The 18,310-nt window shown below is 55.6% G+C and carries 14 protein-coding genes; 8 read left to right on the plus strand and 6 right to left on the minus strand.

Annotation, left to right across the window (positions count from 1 at the left end; genetic code table 11):
• Positions 1-10: 10 nt before the first annotated feature.
• The 5 genes from RZA33_RS15735 to RZA33_RS15755 form a co-directional block, all read right to left on the minus strand.
• Positions 11-862, minus strand: a complete 852-nt coding sequence (locus tag RZA33_RS15735) for a rhomboid family intramembrane serine protease (RefSeq protein WP_133732660.1) — start codon at positions 860-862, stop codon at positions 11-13.
• 253 nt (positions 863-1,115) lie between these two features.
• Positions 1,116-2,132, minus strand: a complete 1,017-nt coding sequence (locus RZA33_RS15740; RefSeq protein ID WP_317508652.1) for a metallophosphoesterase — start codon at positions 2,130-2,132, stop codon at positions 1,116-1,118.
• A gap of 2 nt (positions 2,133-2,134) precedes the next feature.
• Positions 2,135-3,073, minus strand: a complete 939-nt coding sequence (locus tag RZA33_RS15745; RefSeq protein ID WP_317508653.1) for an NAD(+) kinase — start codon at positions 3,071-3,073, stop codon at positions 2,135-2,137.
• 63 nt (positions 3,074-3,136) lie between these two features.
• On the minus strand, positions 3,137-4,006 hold the full coding sequence (locus tag RZA33_RS15750) for a carboxylate/amino acid/amine transporter (protein WP_317508654.1): 870 nt from the start codon (positions 4,004-4,006) through the stop codon (positions 3,137-3,139).
• Between the two features lie 98 nt (positions 4,007-4,104).
• The gene (locus RZA33_RS15755) at positions 4,105-4,617 is read right to left on the minus strand and encodes a YqaE/Pmp3 family membrane protein (RefSeq protein WP_317508655.1); all 513 of its coding nucleotides are present in this window, start codon (positions 4,615-4,617) and stop codon (positions 4,105-4,107) included.
• A 236-nt stretch (positions 4,618-4,853) separates the two neighbouring features.
• Here RZA33_RS15755 and RZA33_RS15760 point away from each other — a divergent pair, with 236 nt between their 5' ends.
• From RZA33_RS15760 to RZA33_RS15790, 7 genes are all read left to right on the plus strand, one after another.
• Positions 4,854-5,261 carry a CBS domain-containing protein gene (locus RZA33_RS15760; protein ID WP_317508656.1) on the plus strand — a complete coding sequence of 136 codons (408 nt, stop codon included), beginning with the start codon at positions 4,854-4,856 and terminating at the stop codon, positions 5,259-5,261.
• 271 nt (positions 5,262-5,532) lie between these two features.
• Positions 5,533-5,892 carry a hypothetical protein gene (locus RZA33_RS15765; protein WP_317508657.1) on the plus strand — a complete coding sequence of 120 codons (360 nt, stop codon included), beginning with the start codon at positions 5,533-5,535 and terminating at the stop codon, positions 5,890-5,892.
• A gap of 43 nt (positions 5,893-5,935) precedes the next feature.
• Positions 5,936-6,778 (plus strand): AraC family transcriptional regulator, encoded by an 843-nt coding sequence (locus tag RZA33_RS15770; protein ID WP_317508658.1) that lies wholly within the window; start codon positions 5,936-5,938, stop codon positions 6,776-6,778.
• Positions 6,779-6,918: 140 nt separating this feature from the next.
• The gene (gene putA, locus RZA33_RS15775; protein WP_317508659.1) at positions 6,919-10,110 is read left to right on the plus strand and encodes a bifunctional proline dehydrogenase/L-glutamate gamma-semialdehyde dehydrogenase PutA; all 3,192 of its coding nucleotides are present in this window, start codon (positions 6,919-6,921) and stop codon (positions 10,108-10,110) included.
• A 252-nt stretch (positions 10,111-10,362) separates the two neighbouring features.
• Positions 10,363-11,853 carry a sodium/proline symporter PutP gene (gene putP, locus RZA33_RS15780; protein WP_317508660.1) on the plus strand — a complete coding sequence of 497 codons (1,491 nt, stop codon included), beginning with the start codon at positions 10,363-10,365 and terminating at the stop codon, positions 11,851-11,853.
• Between the two features lie 78 nt (positions 11,854-11,931).
• The gene (gene putA / locus RZA33_RS15785; protein WP_317508661.1) at positions 11,932-15,597 is read left to right on the plus strand and encodes a bifunctional proline dehydrogenase/L-glutamate gamma-semialdehyde dehydrogenase PutA; all 3,666 of its coding nucleotides are present in this window, start codon (positions 11,932-11,934) and stop codon (positions 15,595-15,597) included.
• Positions 15,598-15,892: 295 nt separating this feature from the next.
• Positions 15,893-16,516, plus strand: coding sequence for an OmpW/AlkL family protein (locus RZA33_RS15790; RefSeq protein ID WP_317508662.1), 624 nt, complete (start codon positions 15,893-15,895; stop codon positions 16,514-16,516).
• A gap of 85 nt (positions 16,517-16,601) precedes the next feature.
• Here RZA33_RS15790 and RZA33_RS15795 read toward each other — a convergent pair whose 3' ends face one another.
• Positions 16,602-16,934, minus strand: a complete 333-nt coding sequence (locus RZA33_RS15795) for a YqcC family protein (RefSeq protein WP_317508663.1) — start codon at positions 16,932-16,934, stop codon at positions 16,602-16,604.
• A 313-nt stretch (positions 16,935-17,247) separates the two neighbouring features.
• Between RZA33_RS15795 and RZA33_RS15800 the strand changes: the two genes are divergently transcribed.
• On the plus strand, positions 17,248-18,285 hold the full coding sequence (locus RZA33_RS15800) for a DUF3549 family protein (protein WP_317508664.1): 1,038 nt from the start codon (positions 17,248-17,250) through the stop codon (positions 18,283-18,285).
• Positions 18,286-18,310 lie beyond the last annotated feature (25 nt).

An 18,310-nucleotide genomic window follows, 5' to 3' on the forward strand; every position in this document is an offset into this window, starting at 1 on the left:
TGCAGGCCTCTTAACGGTTTTTCAAACGGCGGGATGAATAATACCAGCCTGTGACCAGCCCCACGAGTAGACCGCCCAAATGTGCTTCATTAGCGACATTGCCAAAACCAACGCTGCCCGCCATATCGGTCATGGTGAACACCATCCAGCCGAGCATAAAGACCACCAGCATTTGCGGTACAAAGAAGCCACTTTGGGGAACCCGGCGTGACATCAACCAAACGTGGGCCAGTAAGGCATATACCACCCCGGACATGCCGCCGAAAAGCACGGTGCCGGTCGCGTACTGCGCCACATTCGCGCCTATACCCGCCACAATAAGCAGCAGTAGCATGATTCGGCTGCCCTGTAGTGCTTCAACTTGTCGCCCGAAGTACCACACCCACATCAGATTAAATATCAAATGCATCCAGCCAAAGTGCAGAAAAGCAGGTGATAACAAGCGCCATACCTGCCCAGAGGTAAGCGTTTGCGTCAGATTACCAAACACCAGCTCACCACCTGAAATACCTATTGGCACGATGGTGAGAGTGACAATCAACTGGTCACCAAAAACACCAATCAGGGCAAATATCACCAGACTAATGACAATCATCAGCGCCGTTACCGGCACTTGCTTTAGCGATGCCAAGGAGTGGGTCATGGTGCGCGGGCGCTGAGCAGCCTGCTGAAGCACCAGGGGTTCGCCCCGCTGCCAGCGCTCTAGCAGTGCTTTAAGTTCGCCAAGCTGGCGTGGGTCGGCGATCCATAGCAGTTGGCCGTCCGCTTCATCGGTAATGCGGTGACCAATGCGGTGGCGCCAGAGTGCCTGGCGAAGTTCACTGGTATCCGCGTGATCGGGCAGAAGCATCACTGGATGCATGAAATCCCTCTAATCAAAGCGCTTGCGGCACGCTGTCCGCAGCGGGTGGCTATTGAAGACAGTTATTGTAGACAACTACTGAATGAACCACCCGGCTGCCAAAAGACAAGCAAAAAAAACCGGCGGTGGGAACCGCCGGAGAATAAAAGCAAGGGATCATTCAAGGGAACACTTACTCTGATAGCCGACGGCAGGGTTAGTTCAGCCGTTTTGAAAAAAATATGTAATTTTGTGTAACAAAAAGAAGCATTTGTTAATCAAAGTCGATTTCCCAGGGTTTGGGCAGCGCACGCTCGTCTTTTGGTACCTTAATCCACACAAAATGGTCGGCATTTAATACTGCCTCACCACTCCATCGATAGGCCACTAAGCGCCCATATTTGACAGCACTATAGTCCAGGCAGGCAATATTCTGGGTCGGCAGTGCTGGTATGCCTTCACACCAGTAATGACCAATAAACAGCGGCGGCTGCTCTGGCCCGTAGTAGCTAAGTTTCTGGCGCTCTTCGTGGGTCAATGCGCGGGTTTCAAGATTGCCGGGCAAGTTATCCGGTTGAAAGACGACGTCCCCCCACTGCTGAGGCGCCTGGGCCCAGAAGTGGGCGCGGAAACTTTGCCTCGTAAAGCCATCGCCTGAGTGTATCGCAATACCTTTGGGTAGTGAGACATGCGGACCTCGGGTGAGGCGGTCTAAAATTCGAAACGCCTGGGTTTTGGGGTCGGTGGACTCAATCAAAAACTGTGTGTCCATGCAGCAATCAGGGTGGCGCTGTTTCAGCTCTTCAATCAGCACCTCATCCCAGCAGGCGTGCACCACGCGGATACCATCGATTTCCAAACACAGCGGGATGGTTTTAAACCACGCCAAGGTGTCGTCCCACTCGTTGGTATAGTCGCGATACTGCTCTAGGGTGTCCTGAATAATACGGTTGTGCCGTGGCGTATGCTCGCGCAACCAGCGTTTATGGCTACCTGGGGGACCAGGATGGGTATACGCCAGGGCGTTATACTCGTGATTCCCCATGACGATATACGCTTCGCCTTGCTCGACCATCCGCCGGGCAATCGTCACCGCTAGGCGGATACGCGGCCCGCGATCAATTAAATCGCCCAGAAAGATAACTTTGCGCCGGGGATGGCGATACACACCGGCACGCTGGTGGTATCCCAGCTTTTCCAGCAGTAGCGCCAGCGTAGCACCACAGCCATGGATATCACCAATCAGGTCATATCCTTCCAGCGGGGGCTTGCCTTGCGTTTGACGCTGCATGCTTAATCCCCCAACCGATTGCTCCAGCCTAATTTGCTGCGTAGCACTTCATAAAAATTGTGGCCAATTGGGTGCACCAGCTGAATAGGCTCGGGTTTACGTTTAATCACCAGCACATCGTTGGGTTTGGCCACCGCTCGCGTTTGACCGTCGCAGCTTATATGCGGATAAGACTGGTTCGTTTCGCCAATGTGAATGCGTATTTCACTATCGGCATCAATCACAATCGGCCGACTCGACAGCGTATGGGGAAACATCGGGACCAGCGTCACGACATCCAGCTTAGGGTGCATAATCGGCCCTCCGCCCGACAACGCGTAGGCCGTGGAGCCGGTGGGCGTGGCAATAATTAAGCCGTCGCTACGCTGGCTATACACAAACTGGCCGTCAATAAACAGCTCAAACTCAATCATGCGGACCGCTTTACCGGGATGCACCACTACTTCGTTAAGGGCATCGCCATTGCCTACCGCAACCCCATTACGGTACAGCACCGCATCGAGCAAGAAACGCTGTTCAACTTCAAACTCTCCCGCCAGCACTTCGCCTACGCGGGTTTCCAGCTCATCTGGGGAAATATCGGTGAGAAATCCCAGCCGACCACGGTTAACACCTAAAATCAGCGTGCCGCTACGGCAAAGAGTGCGCGCCGCGCCTAGCAAACTACCGTCGCCGCCTACCACAATCACCAAATCGCACAGCTCACCCAACATGCGACGGCTGGTTTCCGGTTGGCCATGCTGTGGCAAAGCGGTAGCCGTGCGGTCTTCCATCAGCACATGGTAGTCGTTGGCGACCAGATAGGTGACGAGACGCTGCAGAGAGTCGATAACTTTATCGCTACCCAGACGGCCGATCAGCCCAATGGTTTTAAAGGGCCTGCCCGCGCCGTTATGGGTAGGCGACACAGCATCAGATGCCGATATTAACGTGTTGCTCATGGGCTGAGTCTCGCTTGCATAGGTCGCCATTATGGCGTCACCGATAGTATCGGGCAAATAGACTTAACTAACGGCCACTTGACGGCGCTGGCACCACCAATGATTTAGCCATAGCGAGGCTGCCATTATCAGTGCACCTAACAGCAAACGCGGGATGTCTGCATCACGGTTCCAAATCAGCAAATTGACCATTAAGCCAGCGGGCACCAGCGCATTGTTCATAATGGCCAAGGTGCCAGCGTCTACTTTAGTCGCCCCCTGGTTCCAGGCAAAATAGCCCACGCCTGACGCCACTAACCCTAACCATGCCAATACCCCCCACTGCAGCGACGTCGTGGGCAGCGCTGCGCTGTTGCCGAAGAGTAAATACGCCGGCAAGGCGACAACCATTGCGCCAATAAAGAACCAACCAAAGACGTTATGCCATGCCAGCGAGGGCGACAAACCGGAAGCTAACCGGCGGTAGCCCACTTGGCCGAGAGCGAAACAAAGGTTGGCCCCTTGCACCACTAGAAAGCCTGCCCAAAACCCGCTATCAACGCCGTCGTAGCGAATAATCCCGGCACCGACTACAGCGAGCAACGCAGTGATTAAATAGATCGGCGTGAAGCGACCAAAAAGCAGGTCGTCCAGCAACGCAATATAGATAGGCGTAAAGATGGTAAATAGCAGGACTTCAGGCACCGATAGCAGCAAAAAGGATTGGTAGAAAAAAGTGTACATCACCCCCAGCTGCACGGCGCCCAACCCCATCAACGCTAAGCGCTGCTTACCGCGCAGAAGGCTGGGGCGTAAAAACGGCAAGAACACCAACGTGGCAAGTGTTACCCGCAAAAGTACCGCAAAGTAACTATCGACCTGCCCAGCCAAATACACCCCAATCAGCGAAAAGGAGAAGGCCCATAGGGCGGTGACGCCGATCAGATAACCCATTGTAAACCCCATTATTTAAATTAGTTTACGCGGATTATACGCACCTGGGTGAGGCTGCCAAGCAGTAAAAAAGTTAAACGTCGGCAAAAACTATTCCGTTAACGCCGCTGCAACCACCAAACGGCGTACACAATGCCGGGCAGCCAACCCAGTAGCGTTAATACAGCGCTGATAATCACCCGTCGGGTGCCGCCATCCGTCAATGCCACGGCAAGCGGGGGCAATAAAATCGCCAGCGTAAAGTAGGCTATTTTCAACCCTGCTGGCGGCTCAGGCGGCTTGATTTCCACGCCCGCTGATGGCGTTTCCGACGGCGTAGTTGGCGGCGGCGTGAAGTGCTCCACAGGGTCTGCTTGCGGCGCTGCCTTTTCCCCTCGCGCCTGCGTCCGATGGGCTTCTTTATCGATTTTTTGGTCTAGCGTCTCGGCCCCTTCAGCAAGATCACCGTGGTAGCGCTCCCATTCTTCCCAGTCATGGGGAGTGCCTGATTTAGGCCGTTGATGGCCGGAGCCCCGTGCACGTTCCCAAGCCTTTTCTTCCAGCGTATTGGGACGATCAGGCTCTCGGTCAACGCCCACTCCTTTGCGGTTCAAGTACTCACGAGCATCCATGGTTGGCTCCTCAATGCGTTAATTTACGCTTCATTTTGATGGTTAGAAAATTAACGGCTTGGAAAATTCAGTACTTACAGCGTTGAATAAAGACGCTTTGCAGGCTGAGCGCTGCGTTTTAAATCACCTACATTGAAAGGATCGTCGCTACTGTAGCATCCTGAACTGAACAGATCGCTTTGCTTGCGATGCTTGCCTGCCATAGCGATGAATACGATGAGCAAGGAGTATCCATAATGAATAAAGCAACCCCTAACATCGTGCGCGACATCATGTCCCGTGACTGCTACCGCGTCTCTCCCGACGCATCCGTTACCACCCTAGCCAAAGGGTTAGCATTGCACCGTTTACCTGGGGCGCCGGTTGTGGACGCCGCTGATCGGCTCATTGGCTTTATCTCCGAGCAGGATGTTATGGGCCGCGTATTAGATAGTATTTATCATGACGATGAAGCACCGCTGGTCAAAGAAATGATGCGTCATGAGGTGCTTAGCGTAACGCCCAATAAAAGCATTACCGACCTGGCCCAGGAAATGCTCGGGCCTAAACCCAAAATCTACCCGGTGGTCGAACAGCAGCGTTTGGTAGGCATCGTTACTCGACGTGATATTCTCATTGCACTGCTGACTATCCGCCGTCATTAACGGTGTAGAGCTCTGACTACCAACCCAGGCGTGGAGAATTGTCAGGTGACAGGCAAAAAAAACCGCTACTCAGAAAGTAGCGGAAGCAAGGGATCAAAACATATAGAGCTAAGACAACAGTTTTAGCGACTGCTATCGCCGTGTTGCCTCTACTAACTCAGACACGCTGTGAAGGAAAAGTTCGCAAAAAGGTAAAATTTTCGTCATTGGCCGCTTCCAGCGTATAATTAAACAACCATTTATTAACAGATGACGCCTAGGAGCATTGCGAATGGCGCTGTATCTTTTAGTGTTTGGTGTGTGTCTGCTGGTGATTGGCGCGGTTATGTTGGTATTAATGACGTCAAGTACCCCGCGATACCGCACCGAACCCAACGATCTACTCGCCCTGTTCGATAAGGCGCTTAACAGCGAAGTGAGCGAAACCGAATGGAACGCTATCATTGGTTACCCCATTCGCCACAATGAATATTTGGACGGCATTAGGCGCCGCGCTGCGCACTTAATGGAGCAGCACGGTCGTCGCTGGCTAATTGCCCAAGGTAAGCCGTTGCTTACGCAAGAGGGGCAAGAAGAGCTGAAGGCCCTTCGTGATCATTTGTCCGCCCATACCAACCTCCGCCAGCAATAGTGATTGCGGCTCAGGAGCGTTATTGCGGTTTAGGAGACTGACGATGCCCAGCACTATCCGGCAAATTCCTCTAGCCAGCGCTACGCATCATCACTCGCACGATTTCCATCAAATAGTGATTACGCTGTACGGTTCATCGGAATTTGAAATCGAAGGCTTAGGTGGTCGAGTCAATGCGTTTTCGGGCTGTATCGTGCCCGCCAACCACGAACACTACTATTCAGGCTACGGTCACAACCGGCAGTTGATTTTTGACCTTCCTGAAGATGCTCCTGCGCTAACCGGTGAAAATCGCGAGCTGGTGGCACTGTTTGATGCACCACGTTTTTTTGGGCTGGATAGCCCCTTGCGCCACTATTTGACCTTTATGCAAAGCGAGCTTGCTCAAGGGCTTGGCACTACCTGCGACTCCTTTCAGCAAGATCGTCTGGCAGCCACCCTGCTGGGCTCACTTAAAGCCCGGTTAGGCACGGCCAATAATCCCTCTCAGCGACGCTTAGACCTAAGCCGCATTGACCACTTTATCCGTCAACGTCTCGCCGATGACCTCCGGGTAGCCGACCTTGCCCGGCTGGCCTGCCTCAGCGAAGCACATTTTTCCGAGTGCTTTCGCGCCCAAACCGGGCTATCGCCCTGGCAGTATGTCAAACGCCAGCGCCTGCACGCGGCGCGCCAGTTGATTCTGCAAAGTCGCCTACCACTTACCGATATCGCTATTCAAACCGGCTTTGCCAATCAAAGCGCCCTGTCCCATGCGTTTCGGCGCAGTTACGGGTTGTCACCGCGCAACTTACGCCAAGCAGATGTACCACCGGTAGCAATTACCCCATCAAACGCGGCTTTAGGACCAGTAGCTGGCCAGCAAAACTCTACTAAAGTCGTGTAACGATTGTTCTTGCCATGGAATTGACATGTTTTACCTTGGAACCGGCATACACCTGAGGTAAGGGCACTCTACATTCGCTTATTAGCTTGGGCATAGCGCCCTATTACCCAATCGTTCTGTTCAGACTCTCGGGGGCTTCAATGCTCAATGCCAATAAAATGCGTGACCCTGCCATCTGGCAAGCCGACCTCGACACTCTCATGGCGCGCGTTAGCAACCACTACTTAGTGGACGAAAACGCCTACGTCAGCGAGCTGATCAAGGTCCTTAATACCGAACAAGATGACTTTGAGCGCATTGGAGCCAACACGGCAGCACTGGTAGAAGATGTGCGTAAAATGGATACCGCTGTCGACACCATTGACGAGTTGCTGCAGCAATACAGTTTAGACACCCACGAAGGCTTGATGTTGATGTGCCTGGCGGAAGCCATGCTGCGGATTCCCGACAAAGCGACCGCCGATGCCTTAATCGAAGACAAACTTGGCCCTGCCGATTGGCAAGCCCATGTAGGTAAAAGCGAATCATGGATGGTGAATGCGTCTACGTGGGGTCTGTTAATGACCGGCCACGTACTCAAGCTGGATTACCCCAAAGAGGGGCAGCCCGCCAACTTCATCAATCGCATGGTCAATCGTATGGGTGAGCCGGTCATTCGTCGAGCGATGTACGAGGCGATGAAGATCATGGGCAAGCAGTTCGTGTTGGGTCGCGACATTAACGAAGCCCTCAAGCGCTCCAAGCCATTGTTCAATAAAGGTTATACTTACTCCTACGACATGCTGGGTGAAGCTGCGCGCACCCGTGATGACGCCAAGCGTTATTTTGACGACTACTCTCGCGCCATCGAACAAGTCGGTAAAACGTGTAAAACCTTAAGCGATAAAACGCCGGCACCGTCGGTTTCCATCAAACTGTCTGCGCTACATCCCCGCTATGAATTTGGCCGTCGCGAGCAGGTGCTTTCCGAGCTGGTGGATACGGTCATTAAGCTCGTCACCCAAGCCCGCGCATTAAATGTGGCGGTGACTATCGATGCCGAGGAGATTGATCGCCTGGAGATTTCCCTGGAAGTCTTCCGCGCGGTTTACGAAAGCGAAGCCGCTAAAGGCTGGGGCCACTTCGGCTTAGTCGTGCAAGCCTACTCCAAGCGCGCCCTGCCGGTGCTGCACTACATCAACAGCTTGGCCGATCAGCAGGGTGACGAGATTCCGCTGCGCTTGGTCAAAGGCGCCTACTGGGATACCGAAATTAAAGAGTCTCAGCAGCTTGGGGTCGACGGTTACCCGGTATTTACCCGTAAAGCGGGCACCGATGTTGCTTACCTAGCCTGCGCGCAATTCCTGCTGTCTAACGATACTCGTGGGCGGATTTTCCCGCAGTTTGCTACCCACAATGCGCACACCGTGACGACTATTTTAGAGCTCGCTAACAACGACAGCCGTCCGTTTGAATTTCAACGCTTACACGGCATGGGTGAAGCGCTTTATGATGCCGCCTTGAAGCGCGCGCCTAAAGGCACGTATTGCCGTATCTATGCCCCTGTCGGCGCGCATAAAGACCTACTGCCCTACTTGGTACGCCGCCTGCTTGAGAACGGTGCCAACTCTTCTTTTGTTCATCAGCTGGTTGACCCCGATGTACCCGTCGAGTCGCTGTGTCAGCACCCGATTGAAACGCTGCGTCAGCAGAAGAATTTAGCCAATGTGAATATTCCGCTGCCCAAGGATATTTACGGCCCAAAACGCCGTAATTCCCGTGGTGTGAATCTCAACATTCGTAGCCATTACTATCCGCTGATGGACAAAATGGGCGCGTTTATGGATAAGCAGTATCCGGCCAAGCCGCTACTCGCCTTTGATGTTCCCGACGATGCCGCCAACACCCATAGCGTCACCAGCCCTTATGACCGCCGTCAAACCGTGGGTAGCGTGCAGTGGACCAGCAAAGAGCAGGCCACTAAAGCGCTGGATGCTGCCTGGGCCGCGTTTCCCCGCTGGGATGCGACACCGGTGACCGAACGAGCGGCCATTGTGCGCCGCCTGGGCGAGTTGATGGAAGAGCATATGCCGGAACTGATGACGCTATGCTCACGCGAAGGCGGCAAACTGCTCACAGATGGGGTAGACGAAATTAGAGAAGCCGTCGATTTCTGCCATTTCTACGCCATGCGTGCAGAAGAAGACTTCGGCGAAGCGATTGTGCTTCCCGGCCCCACCGGCGAATCCAACCGCCTGATAATGGGCGGCAAAGGCGTATTCGCGGCGATTAGCCCCTGGAACTTCCCGGTGGCGATCTTCTGTGGTCAGGTAGTGGCGGCGGCGGTGGCGGGTAACACCGTACTGGCCAAACCGGCTGAGCAGACCTCCATTGTCGCCCACCGGGTCATCGAGCTGCTCTACGAAGCCGGTATGCCCCGCGATGTGGTTCAGCTACTGCCCGGCGATGGCCCGACGGTAGGCCGCGTGTTGACCTCCGACCCGCGGATTACCGGCGTGGTCTTTACGGGTGGCACCGACACCGCGCAAATTATCAACCGCGCCCTGGCGGCACGCGAAAACGCCCCGCTGCCCACGTTAATCGCCGAAACAGGCGGCATGAATGCCATGATTGTCGACTCCACCGCCCTGCCCGAGCAGGTAGTGGTCGATGTGATTCAGTCAGCCTTCCAAAGTGCCGGGCAGCGCTGCTCGGCGCTGCGGGTATTGTATCTGCAAGACGACGTTGCCGACCGGGTAATCGAGATCCTCAAGGGGGCTATGAACGAGCTACGCATTGGTGACCCTCGCGATTTGGGTACCGATGTCGGGCCAGTCATTGATGAAGACGCCCGTAAAGGTCTGCTTGAACACATAGAAAAACTCAAAGCCGAAAATCGCCTGGTCGCAGAAACGCCGATGGCCGCTGAATATACCCAGGACGGCACGTTCGTGGCGCCTGTGGCTTTCACTATCGACAGTATTGATGCGCTTACCCGCGAGCAGTTCGGGCCGGTGTTACATATCGTGCGCTACAAAGCCAAAGAGCTGGATAAGGTCATTCACGATATCAACGGGCGCAACTATGGCCTGACGTTTGGCGTACACAGCCGCAACGAGTCGTTTGCCGCTGAAATAGCTCAGAAAATGCGCGTAGGCAATGTGTACATCAACCGTAATATCATTGGCGCGGTCGTTGGCGTTCAGCCGTTTGGTGGCCAGGGGCTGTCTGGCACGGGCCCCAAAGCAGGTGGTCCTCACTATCTGCAGCGCTTTGTCACCGAGAAAACGATTACTAATAACACCGCTGCGTTAGGCGGGAACGCGTCCTTGTTGGCGCTGGGCGATGAGTGAGTCACTCATCAACATCATTAACCTGAACTCCTGAACAGGAAACTAACTTATGGTCGACAATAATATAGGGATCACTGCTGACAAAGGTACCAACAAGCTCTCTGACTTGATTATTGGCGGATGCTCGTTAAGCCTTCTGACGTGAATAAACAACAGGGTCAATAAAAATAACGCGGTTTACTACCGGGCTCTACCCGGTGACCGCACTAATAGGTCGGACCTAGTTCCTTCCTGACGAACTGGAGAAGTTACATGGCTATAGGTGTTTGGATCAGTCTCATTGCTTACTTTGCGCTAATGATCGCCATCGGTATTTATGCGATGCGCAAATCCACCTCTTCATCCGAGGATTACATGCTGGGTGGCCGTACCCTCAGCCCGAAAGTGGCAGCTCTTTCGGCGGGTGCTTCAGACATGAGCGGTTGGTTGCTGTTAGGTTTACCGGGTGCAATGTTCGTGTCTGGCTTGGGCTCGGCGTGGATCGGCATTGGTTTGCTCGTGGGGGCGTTATTCAACTGGATTCTGGTGGCTCCGAGACTGCGTGAACAGACCGTTCACTATGGCAATGCGATTACCATTCCGGCTTTCCTGGCAAATCGCTTCCCAACTCGGTCAATGTCACTGCGGACAGTCTCCGCTATCGTCATTGTGATCTTTTTCGCGGTTTACACCGCATCCGGCTTAGTGGCCGGCGGCAAGCTGTTCGAAAGCGCATTTTCCGGCATTTATAACTTCGGTGATATGAGCAACTACGGCATGGGCGTTATGATTACGCTGGGCGTGGTGCTGATTTACACCGTTGTTGGTGGCTTTCTGGCAGTGAGCATGACCGACTTTGTACAAGGTTGCATCATGATGCTGGCCCTGGTGATCATGCCAGTGGTGGTGCTGTTTGGTGAAGGCGGCGGCGGCTTCTCTCAAGCCTCGCAGACGCTGAACGAAGTCGACCCCACTCTGCTCTCCTGGACATCGGGACTGACCTTTATCGGCTGGCTCTCTGCGGTGACCTGGGGGCTCGGTTATTTCGGACAGCCGCACATCATCGTACGCTTCATGGCGATCCGCACACTCAAGGATGTGCCGATTGCCCGCAACATTGGCATGGGCTGGATGCTGATCTCTCTGATCGGTGCCGTTTCACTGGGTATTTTCGGCCGTGCCTATGCGATTCGCAATGGCCTGGATATTCAGGATCCGGAAACGATCTTCATTGTCCTGGCGAATCTGCTGTTCCATCCGCTGATTACTGGCTTCCTCTATGCGGCCCTGCTTGCGGCGGTGATGAGTACCGTTTCCAGCCAGCTTCTAGTGGCATCTTCATCACTGACTGAAGATTTCTATCGTCTATTCCTACACAAAAACGCAAGTGAGGCGCAGTGTGTCGCCGTAGGCCGTGTCTGCGTGGTACTGGTGGGCATTGTAGCCGCCGTTATTGCCTCTGACGAAAACTCTCAGGTTCTAGGGCTGGTCAGTAACGCTTGGGCAGGCTTCGGTGCAGCGTTTGGGCCGTTGATTATTCTGTCGCTGATGTGGCCACGCACGAACGGTAATGGCGCCATCGCCGGTATGGTAGTGGGTGCTCTCACGGTTATGATCTGGATCTCGCTGGGCTGGAACGGTGAATTCCTGGGTGGCCCAGGTGTCTACGAGATTATTCCTGGCTTCATCGCGTCCTTCATTGCCATCCTAGTGGTGAGCAACATGACAGACGACTCGGGTGAATATCAGCATATCGAGCGCTAAACTAGCACGTAGGATGCATTCAGAGTATCGAGGAGGGCTCCCGCGGGAGCCCTTTCGTGTAGCAAGGAGAGACCCAGCATGAACGAAGCCAATCAACATCTGCATAGCGACGTGAGCGATCTACGCTCACGCATTCGCACCCACTATGATGCCAATGAGGCGGATGTGCTGCACAGGCTTATCGAGCGCATCAAGCTTTCGGAAGACGACCGCAATAAAGTCGCCGCCGTTGGCGCCAACTACGTGGAGCGTGTGCGTAAGGAAAGGTCGCCCTCGATGATGGAGGCGTTCCTGGCCGAGTACGGGCTCTCGACCACCGAGGGCGTTGGCCTGATGTGTCTGGCAGAAGCGCTACTGCGCGTGCCCGATGCGGAAACCATCGACGACCTGATCCACGACAAGATCGAGCCCTCCGACTGGGGCGCCCACCTGGGCAAGTCTTCATCTTCAATGGTCAATGCCTCTACCTGGGCGCTGCTGCTGACCGGTAAGGTGCTGGAAGAAGACCCCAAGGGCCCAACCCGAGCGCTGCGCGGCCTGGTTCGCCGCATGGGCGAGCCGGTGGTACGTAAGGCAGTTGGTCAGTCGATGAAGATTCTTGGCCGCCAGTTCGTGCTCGGCCAGACTATCGATGAAGGTATAAAGAATGCCCGCGAACTCGAGAAGCAGGGCTACACCTACTCCTACGACATGCTAGGCGAAGCAGCGCGCACCGACGAAGATGCCGTCCGCTATCACCAGGCTTATGCCAAGGCGATCTCCGCCATCGCCGAGCAGGCCAAGGGCGATGTCCGCGGTAGCCCCGGCATTTCGGTGAAACTCTCGGCGCTGCACCCTCGCTATGAATACACCCACCGCGACACGGTGATGGCAGAGCTATTACCCCGCGCTAAAGAGCTGGTACAGCAGGCCGCCAAAGCCAATATCGGTTTCAATATCGACGCCGAAGAGCAGGATCGGTTGGATCTCTCCCTCGATGTGATTGAGGCGCTAATGGCCGACCCCAGCCTGGACGGGTGGGATGGCCTCGGGGTCGTCGTGCAAGCCTACGGGCGCCGTGCCGCGCCGATGATCGAGACGCTCTACGAACTCTCCGAGCGGTATGACCGCAAGATTATGGTGCGGCTGGTTAAGGGCGCCTACTGGGATACCGAGATCAAGCTCTCCCAGGAGATGGGGGTCAAGACCTTCCCGGTCTTCACTCGCAAGGTCAACACCGATGTCAGCTACATGGCCTGCGCGCAAATGCTGCTCGACCGGCGTGACCGCATCTACCCGCAGTTCGCAACCCATAACGCCCACACCTGCGCCGCCGTTGTAGAGATGGCGGGCAGCGATAAGGACAGTTACGAGTTCCAGCGCCTGCATGGCATGGGCGAATCGCTGCACCATATCGTCAAAGAGTCAGAAGGTACTCACTGTCGCATCTACGCCCCGGTTGGCGCGCACCGCGACCTACTCGCCTACCTGGTACGCCGCCTGCTGGAGAATGGCGCCAACTCCTCGTTCGTCAACCAGGTAGTGGATAGCTCGATTCCGCCAAGCGAAGTCTCAAGAGATCCCATTGAAGGGTTTAAGCAGCTCGGCAGCGACGTCTCAAGCCCGTTGATTCGCCAGCCCGGCGAGCTGTTCGAGCCCGACCGCAAGAACTCCAGGGGCTACCGCATCAACGAACCGGCCTCGATTCTGCCGTTGCTCAACGCCCGCGAAGCGTTTGCCGATGCCACCTGGACAGCAGGCCCCATGCTGGTAGGAAACCCGGCTCCCCAGGGGCCTGCTCGCGATGCCGTCTCCCCCGCCGACGGATCACGGGTGATCGGCAAGGTACACGAAGCCACCCCAGCCGAGGTAACGGCTGCCCTCGACGCCGCGGAGGAAGGCTTCCGCGAATGGTCCGCTCGTCCGGCGGCCGAACGCGCTGCAGTGCTACGCCGCACCGCTGATCTCTACGAAGAACACATCGCCGAGCTGACAGTGATCACCACTCGCGAAGCGGGCAAGATGATGTTCGATGGCATCGCCGAAGTGCGTGAGGCGGTGGATTTCCTGCGCTACTACGCCAACGAAGGCGAGCGGCTGGAAGCGGAAGAGCCCGGCAACGCCCGCGGCATCTTCGTGTGTATCAGCCCCTGGAACTTCCCTCTGGCCATCACCACCGGCCAGATCGCTGCAGCGTTAGTGGCTGGCAATGCGGTCATCGCCAAGCCCGCCGAGCAGACACCACTAATCGCCGCCCGCGCCGTCGAGCTGATGCGTGAGGCTGGCCTACCGGAAGCGGCACTGCAGTTGCTGCCGGGCGACGGCCCGACAGTAGGCGGCCCGCTAACCAGCGATCCACGTATCGCGGGTGTTTGCTTCACCGGCTCAACCCCGGTGGCACAGATCATCCACAAGGCCCTGGCGGACAACGCAGGTCCCGACGCCGTGCTGATCGCCGAGACAGGCGGCCTGAACTCCATGATCGTCGACTCCACGGCGCTGACCGAACAGGCGGTGCGCGATATTCTGATCTCATCCTTCCAGTCGGCTGGCCAGCGCTGTTCTGCGCTGCGCATGCTGTATGTCCAGGAAGAGGCCCGCGAGCGGTTGCTCAACATGCTCTACGGTGCCATGGACGCGCTCACCATTGGCGACCCCTGGAATACCGATACCGACGTCTCGCCAGTGATCGATGTCGATGCCCAACAGGAAATCAACGACTACGTGGCGTCGAATGAGAAAGCTGGAAAACTGCTGAAGAAGCTGTCTGCGCCGGACACCGGCACCTTTGTTACCCCAGCGGTAATTGAAGTTGGGGGCATTGAAGATCTCGAACGAGAAATCTTCGGCCCAGTGCTGCACGTGGCCACCTTCAAGGCGCGGGATATCGATAAGGTCGTCGATGACATCAATGGCAAGGGCTACGGGCTGACCTTCGGCCTGCATACCCGCATCGATGACCGCGTGCAGCAGATCGTCGAGCGCATCCATGTCGGCAACGTCTACGTCAACCGTAACCAGATCGGCGCCATCGTTGGCTCTCAGCCGTTCGGCGGCGAGGGCCTTTCAGGTACCGGGCCCAAGGCTGGCGGCCCGCTCTACGTCAATCGTTTCCGCCGCACCGCTGCCGCTGAACGCCATGAGGTGAAAGAGGGTAAAGCCGTGTCACTGGGCGATCTTCAAGCTGCCTTCGACGGGCTGGATGCGCGCAACTGGGCGGCACGCACCAATCGGGTCGAGGTGCTGCGCAAGGCGCTCTCGGGCAAAGGCGGCGTCATCCGCAAGGCGCTCAATGAGACAGCGGCCCTGGATATGACATCGCAGACGCTGCCGGGACCGACGGGTGAAAGCAACCGCCTGGCAATGTATCCGAAGGGCTCTGTTCTGTGTCTCGGGCCGACGCTGGATATCGCCATTGCTCAGGCAGCACAGGCCCTAGGCACGGGCTGTGCCGCCGTCGTAGTGGCACCAGGTGCTGAGCAAGCTGTGAAGTCCCTGGTCGACGCTGGAGCACCAGTGGCCGGGCTTGATGGAAACGTCTCGGCTGAGGCAGTAAGCGAGGTCAAAGGCATTGCGGCGGTCGCCGCTGCGGGCAGCAGCGACTGGACACGTGAACTGCGAATTGCGCTGGCAAAACGCGACGGCGCCATCGTGCCGCTAGAGACCCAGACCATCTCGCCGGATCGCTACGTGGTGGAACGCCATTTGTGCATCGACACCACCGCGGCGGGCGGTAACGCCAGCCTGCTGGCAACCGCCGAATAGGTTCACCAAAAAGCTGGCGTCCTATTTCGCGACGTCATCAATAAGTTGGTATTAGGCCTTCCCGTGTAAGGTGCCCTGTCAGGCATCTTTTCATGGGAGGGCCTCTTCCGTTTTAGGACTTGTACATTTTAGCCCTAGAACGCTTCGCCCTTGGGCGCGCCGCCTACCTCTAATAGCTCTTGTCTAATAACTCTTGCCCTAGATCAATAACCAGTTTCCACCTTTTTATTAGACTCTTAAACATCATCAAGTGGCTCATCAATAGCCGCTTAGTAATGCAACCAGGAGTCAACTCATGCGTAAAGCCGCCCTTTCCACCTTACTCGTTTCCAGTATTGCCGCAGCGGCAATGATGACCAGCAGCCAGGCGTTCGCCTATGGCGCAGGTGACTTTTTTACCCGCGTGGGTATTGCGAAAGTGGACCCAAAAAGCGATAACGGCGAAGTACTAGGCGCCGATGTGAATGTCGATGCGGAGTCGAATTTTGCCTTCACCCTGGGCTATCGCTTCCACGATAAAATGGGCGTCGAACTGCTGGCCGCGCTACCCTTCAAGCACGACCTGCAGGTAGAAGGTGTGACCGATGGCTCTACCAAACATCTGCCGCCGACCCTCACACTGCAGTACTACCCGCTAGGGGGTACCGAGGCCCGCGTTCAGCCTTATATTGGCGCTGGCATTAATTACACCCGTTTCTCTGACGAAAAAACCGATATCGGCGCGTCATTGGAGCTTGACGACTCCTGGGGCGCAGCGGGTCAGGTGGGTGTGGACCTGCTAATTGATGACAACTGGGCGTTAAACGCTGCGGCGTGGTACATCGATATCGATTCCGATGCCAAAGTGGGTGGCGCAGACGCTGGCACCGTTGAGATCGATCCTGTCGTGGTAATGGCGGGCCTTAGCTACCGCTTCTAAGTAAGCCATCGGCCAAGCGCGGACGACAACGTCAACACAAAAGCCTGCCCTCTCTCGGCAGGCTTTTTGTTGACACATTTTGCGTTTAGCTCTCGGTCACAATCTTGTCGACCTTCTCCACCGCGCGTACAACGAGTAGTTGGTGGTGGGCAGGTGTTTTTTCCTGCTGCAAATAGGCCGCCACCGCGGGCGCCACCTCACACTTGGCGGGCATTGCTGCGTTCGCATCAATCAAAGCGTTTATACGGGCAATAAACACAAAGCGGATCCACTGGGGAAGCGACATCGTGTCGATACAAAACGGCTGTTGGCTAGCAAATGCGTCTGCGTCCGGTGTTGGCATACGCCACAAATCGGCGGCTTTCATCGAAGCTTCAAGCTCTAAAAGCGCGGTCTGCAGCGGCTGATAAGTACTCATAAATAGGTTTGTCACTACCTTGGAAAGTGAATAAATAAATCCTCTTATCATTATCCCTATTGCGCGGGCAGCTTGCCAATCAGGATCGCTTGATAATAGTTATCCATAGACCCACAGAAAACCTGCATGAGCCTGTGGATAAACTATGGAAAGGTATCGCAGCGCCTGCTCTCATGGGGCTTTCCCTCAGTTGTTTAATTTTTAACCGCACTGTCATAAATGGCCTGCCATTTGAACAATATTTATCAGCTTCTGCGGCTGACAGTGCCGCATCATCAAGGTAGAGTGCAGGCTTGCAACGCGGAAGGATGTCATGCAACCGATTCAAACCCTTGATGAGTTTTTTACCCGCAGCGGCGCAGAAGTCTCGCTTTACCATATGGGCCGCCATGTGGTCGCCTGCCCTCGGGCCTCCCTCGCCGCGTTTGAACATGGCGAGATAGCATGGCCAGAGCCATGGCAAAGCCAAGCGCGATTAGCCATTGTGTTTCGCCTCGGCGATATGCCCGAGCCTGCGATTTGGTTTTTAGCCTTACCACTGGATGAACAAGGGCTACTGGTGCCTGCCCAGCGCGATGCGTTTTTAAATCGGCTGCTAGAAACGCTCGGCCGCAACGTTTCGCAAGTCGGTCGCGAAGAAACAGCGGACGTGGATCATTTAATGAAGGATAATCCGCTCGCTTTCACGCCTAACGTTACTTTTCAAGCAACGTTAAATGCCCGCGCTACACAGGCCATGGGCTTGCCCGCCAGTCAGCATTTAGAGCCCGTTGAAGCCTACTTTAGCGGCCAACTCAGCATTGACTGGCAAGCCTTGGGGTTACAAGGGATCGCCGACTACGTCGCCCGCTTGGAAACGCCTGACGATGAAACGCTGGCTCAGCAAATTGGCTCACTGCCTACCGCCGTTATTCACTCATTGTGCTACTGTTTAGAACATCATGCTTTGTCTGCGGCGCTAGTGTCGGCGCTTCAGCGGCGAGGCGAGATTGCCGCCCAAGCAGGCGACGTTGAAACACTGTGTGCCTGTCTTCGTGCTGTGGGCAATACCGATAGCGCAGCAATTGGACAGTGGTATGGCCTGTTATTAACTGACACGGCGGCTTGCGGGCCTGATGTTCTCGCCGCCATGGCAGGCCGCGGTTGGCGCCACCTTGAAGATGCCCGGCGATTGCCGCTATTTCTGCAGCGTTTAGCCGAAGACAAGCGGACCGATTTCGCCGCGGTGGTGCGTGACCTTGCACTAATACCACGGCTACGTTTACCGGTCATGATGGCGCTACGGGATGCACCAGAGGGCTCCCCGGTCCAACGCCGATTAGCCTTTATGATGCAACACAGCAATGCTTGATTCGATGTTGTCACTTTTATTTGCA

This window comes from Halovibrio sp. HP20-59 (assembly GCF_033052795.2).
Classification (GTDB): Bacteria; Pseudomonadota; Gammaproteobacteria; order Pseudomonadales; family Halomonadaceae; genus Vreelandella.

Excerpts from the sequence above, each read along its gene's own strand:
- RZA33_RS15735 (WP_133732660.1), bottom strand. The coding sequence starts at position 862 with ATGCATCCAGTGATGCTTCTGCCCGATCACGCGGATACCAGTGAACTT.
- RZA33_RS15740 (WP_317508652.1), bottom strand. The coding sequence starts at position 2,132 with ATGCAGCGTCAAACGCAAGGCAAGCCCCCGCTGGAAGGATATGACCTG.
- RZA33_RS15745 (WP_317508653.1), bottom strand. The coding sequence starts at position 3,073 with ATGAGCAACACGTTAATATCGGCATCTGATGCTGTGTCGCCTACCCAT.
- RZA33_RS15750 (WP_317508654.1), bottom strand. The coding sequence starts at position 4,006 with ATGGGTTATCTGATCGGCGTCACCGCCCTATGGGCCTTCTCCTTTTCG.
- RZA33_RS15755 (WP_317508655.1), bottom strand. The coding sequence starts at position 4,617 with ATGGATGCTCGTGAGTACTTGAACCGCAAAGGAGTGGGCGTTGACCGA.
- RZA33_RS15760 (WP_317508656.1), top strand. The coding sequence starts at position 4,854 with ATGAATAAAGCAACCCCTAACATCGTGCGCGACATCATGTCCCGTGAC.
- RZA33_RS15765 (WP_317508657.1), top strand. The coding sequence starts at position 5,533 with ATGGCGCTGTATCTTTTAGTGTTTGGTGTGTGTCTGCTGGTGATTGGC.
- RZA33_RS15770 (WP_317508658.1), top strand. The coding sequence starts at position 5,936 with ATGCCCAGCACTATCCGGCAAATTCCTCTAGCCAGCGCTACGCATCAT.
- putA (WP_317508659.1), top strand. The coding sequence starts at position 6,919 with ATGCTCAATGCCAATAAAATGCGTGACCCTGCCATCTGGCAAGCCGAC.
- putP (WP_317508660.1), top strand. The coding sequence starts at position 10,363 with ATGGCTATAGGTGTTTGGATCAGTCTCATTGCTTACTTTGCGCTAATG.
- putA (WP_317508661.1), top strand. The coding sequence starts at position 11,932 with ATGAACGAAGCCAATCAACATCTGCATAGCGACGTGAGCGATCTACGC.
- RZA33_RS15790 (WP_317508662.1), top strand. The coding sequence starts at position 15,893 with ATGCGTAAAGCCGCCCTTTCCACCTTACTCGTTTCCAGTATTGCCGCA.
- RZA33_RS15795 (WP_317508663.1), bottom strand. The coding sequence starts at position 16,934 with ATGAGTACTTATCAGCCGCTGCAGACCGCGCTTTTAGAGCTTGAAGCT.
- RZA33_RS15800 (WP_317508664.1), top strand. The coding sequence starts at position 17,248 with ATGCAACCGATTCAAACCCTTGATGAGTTTTTTACCCGCAGCGGCGCA.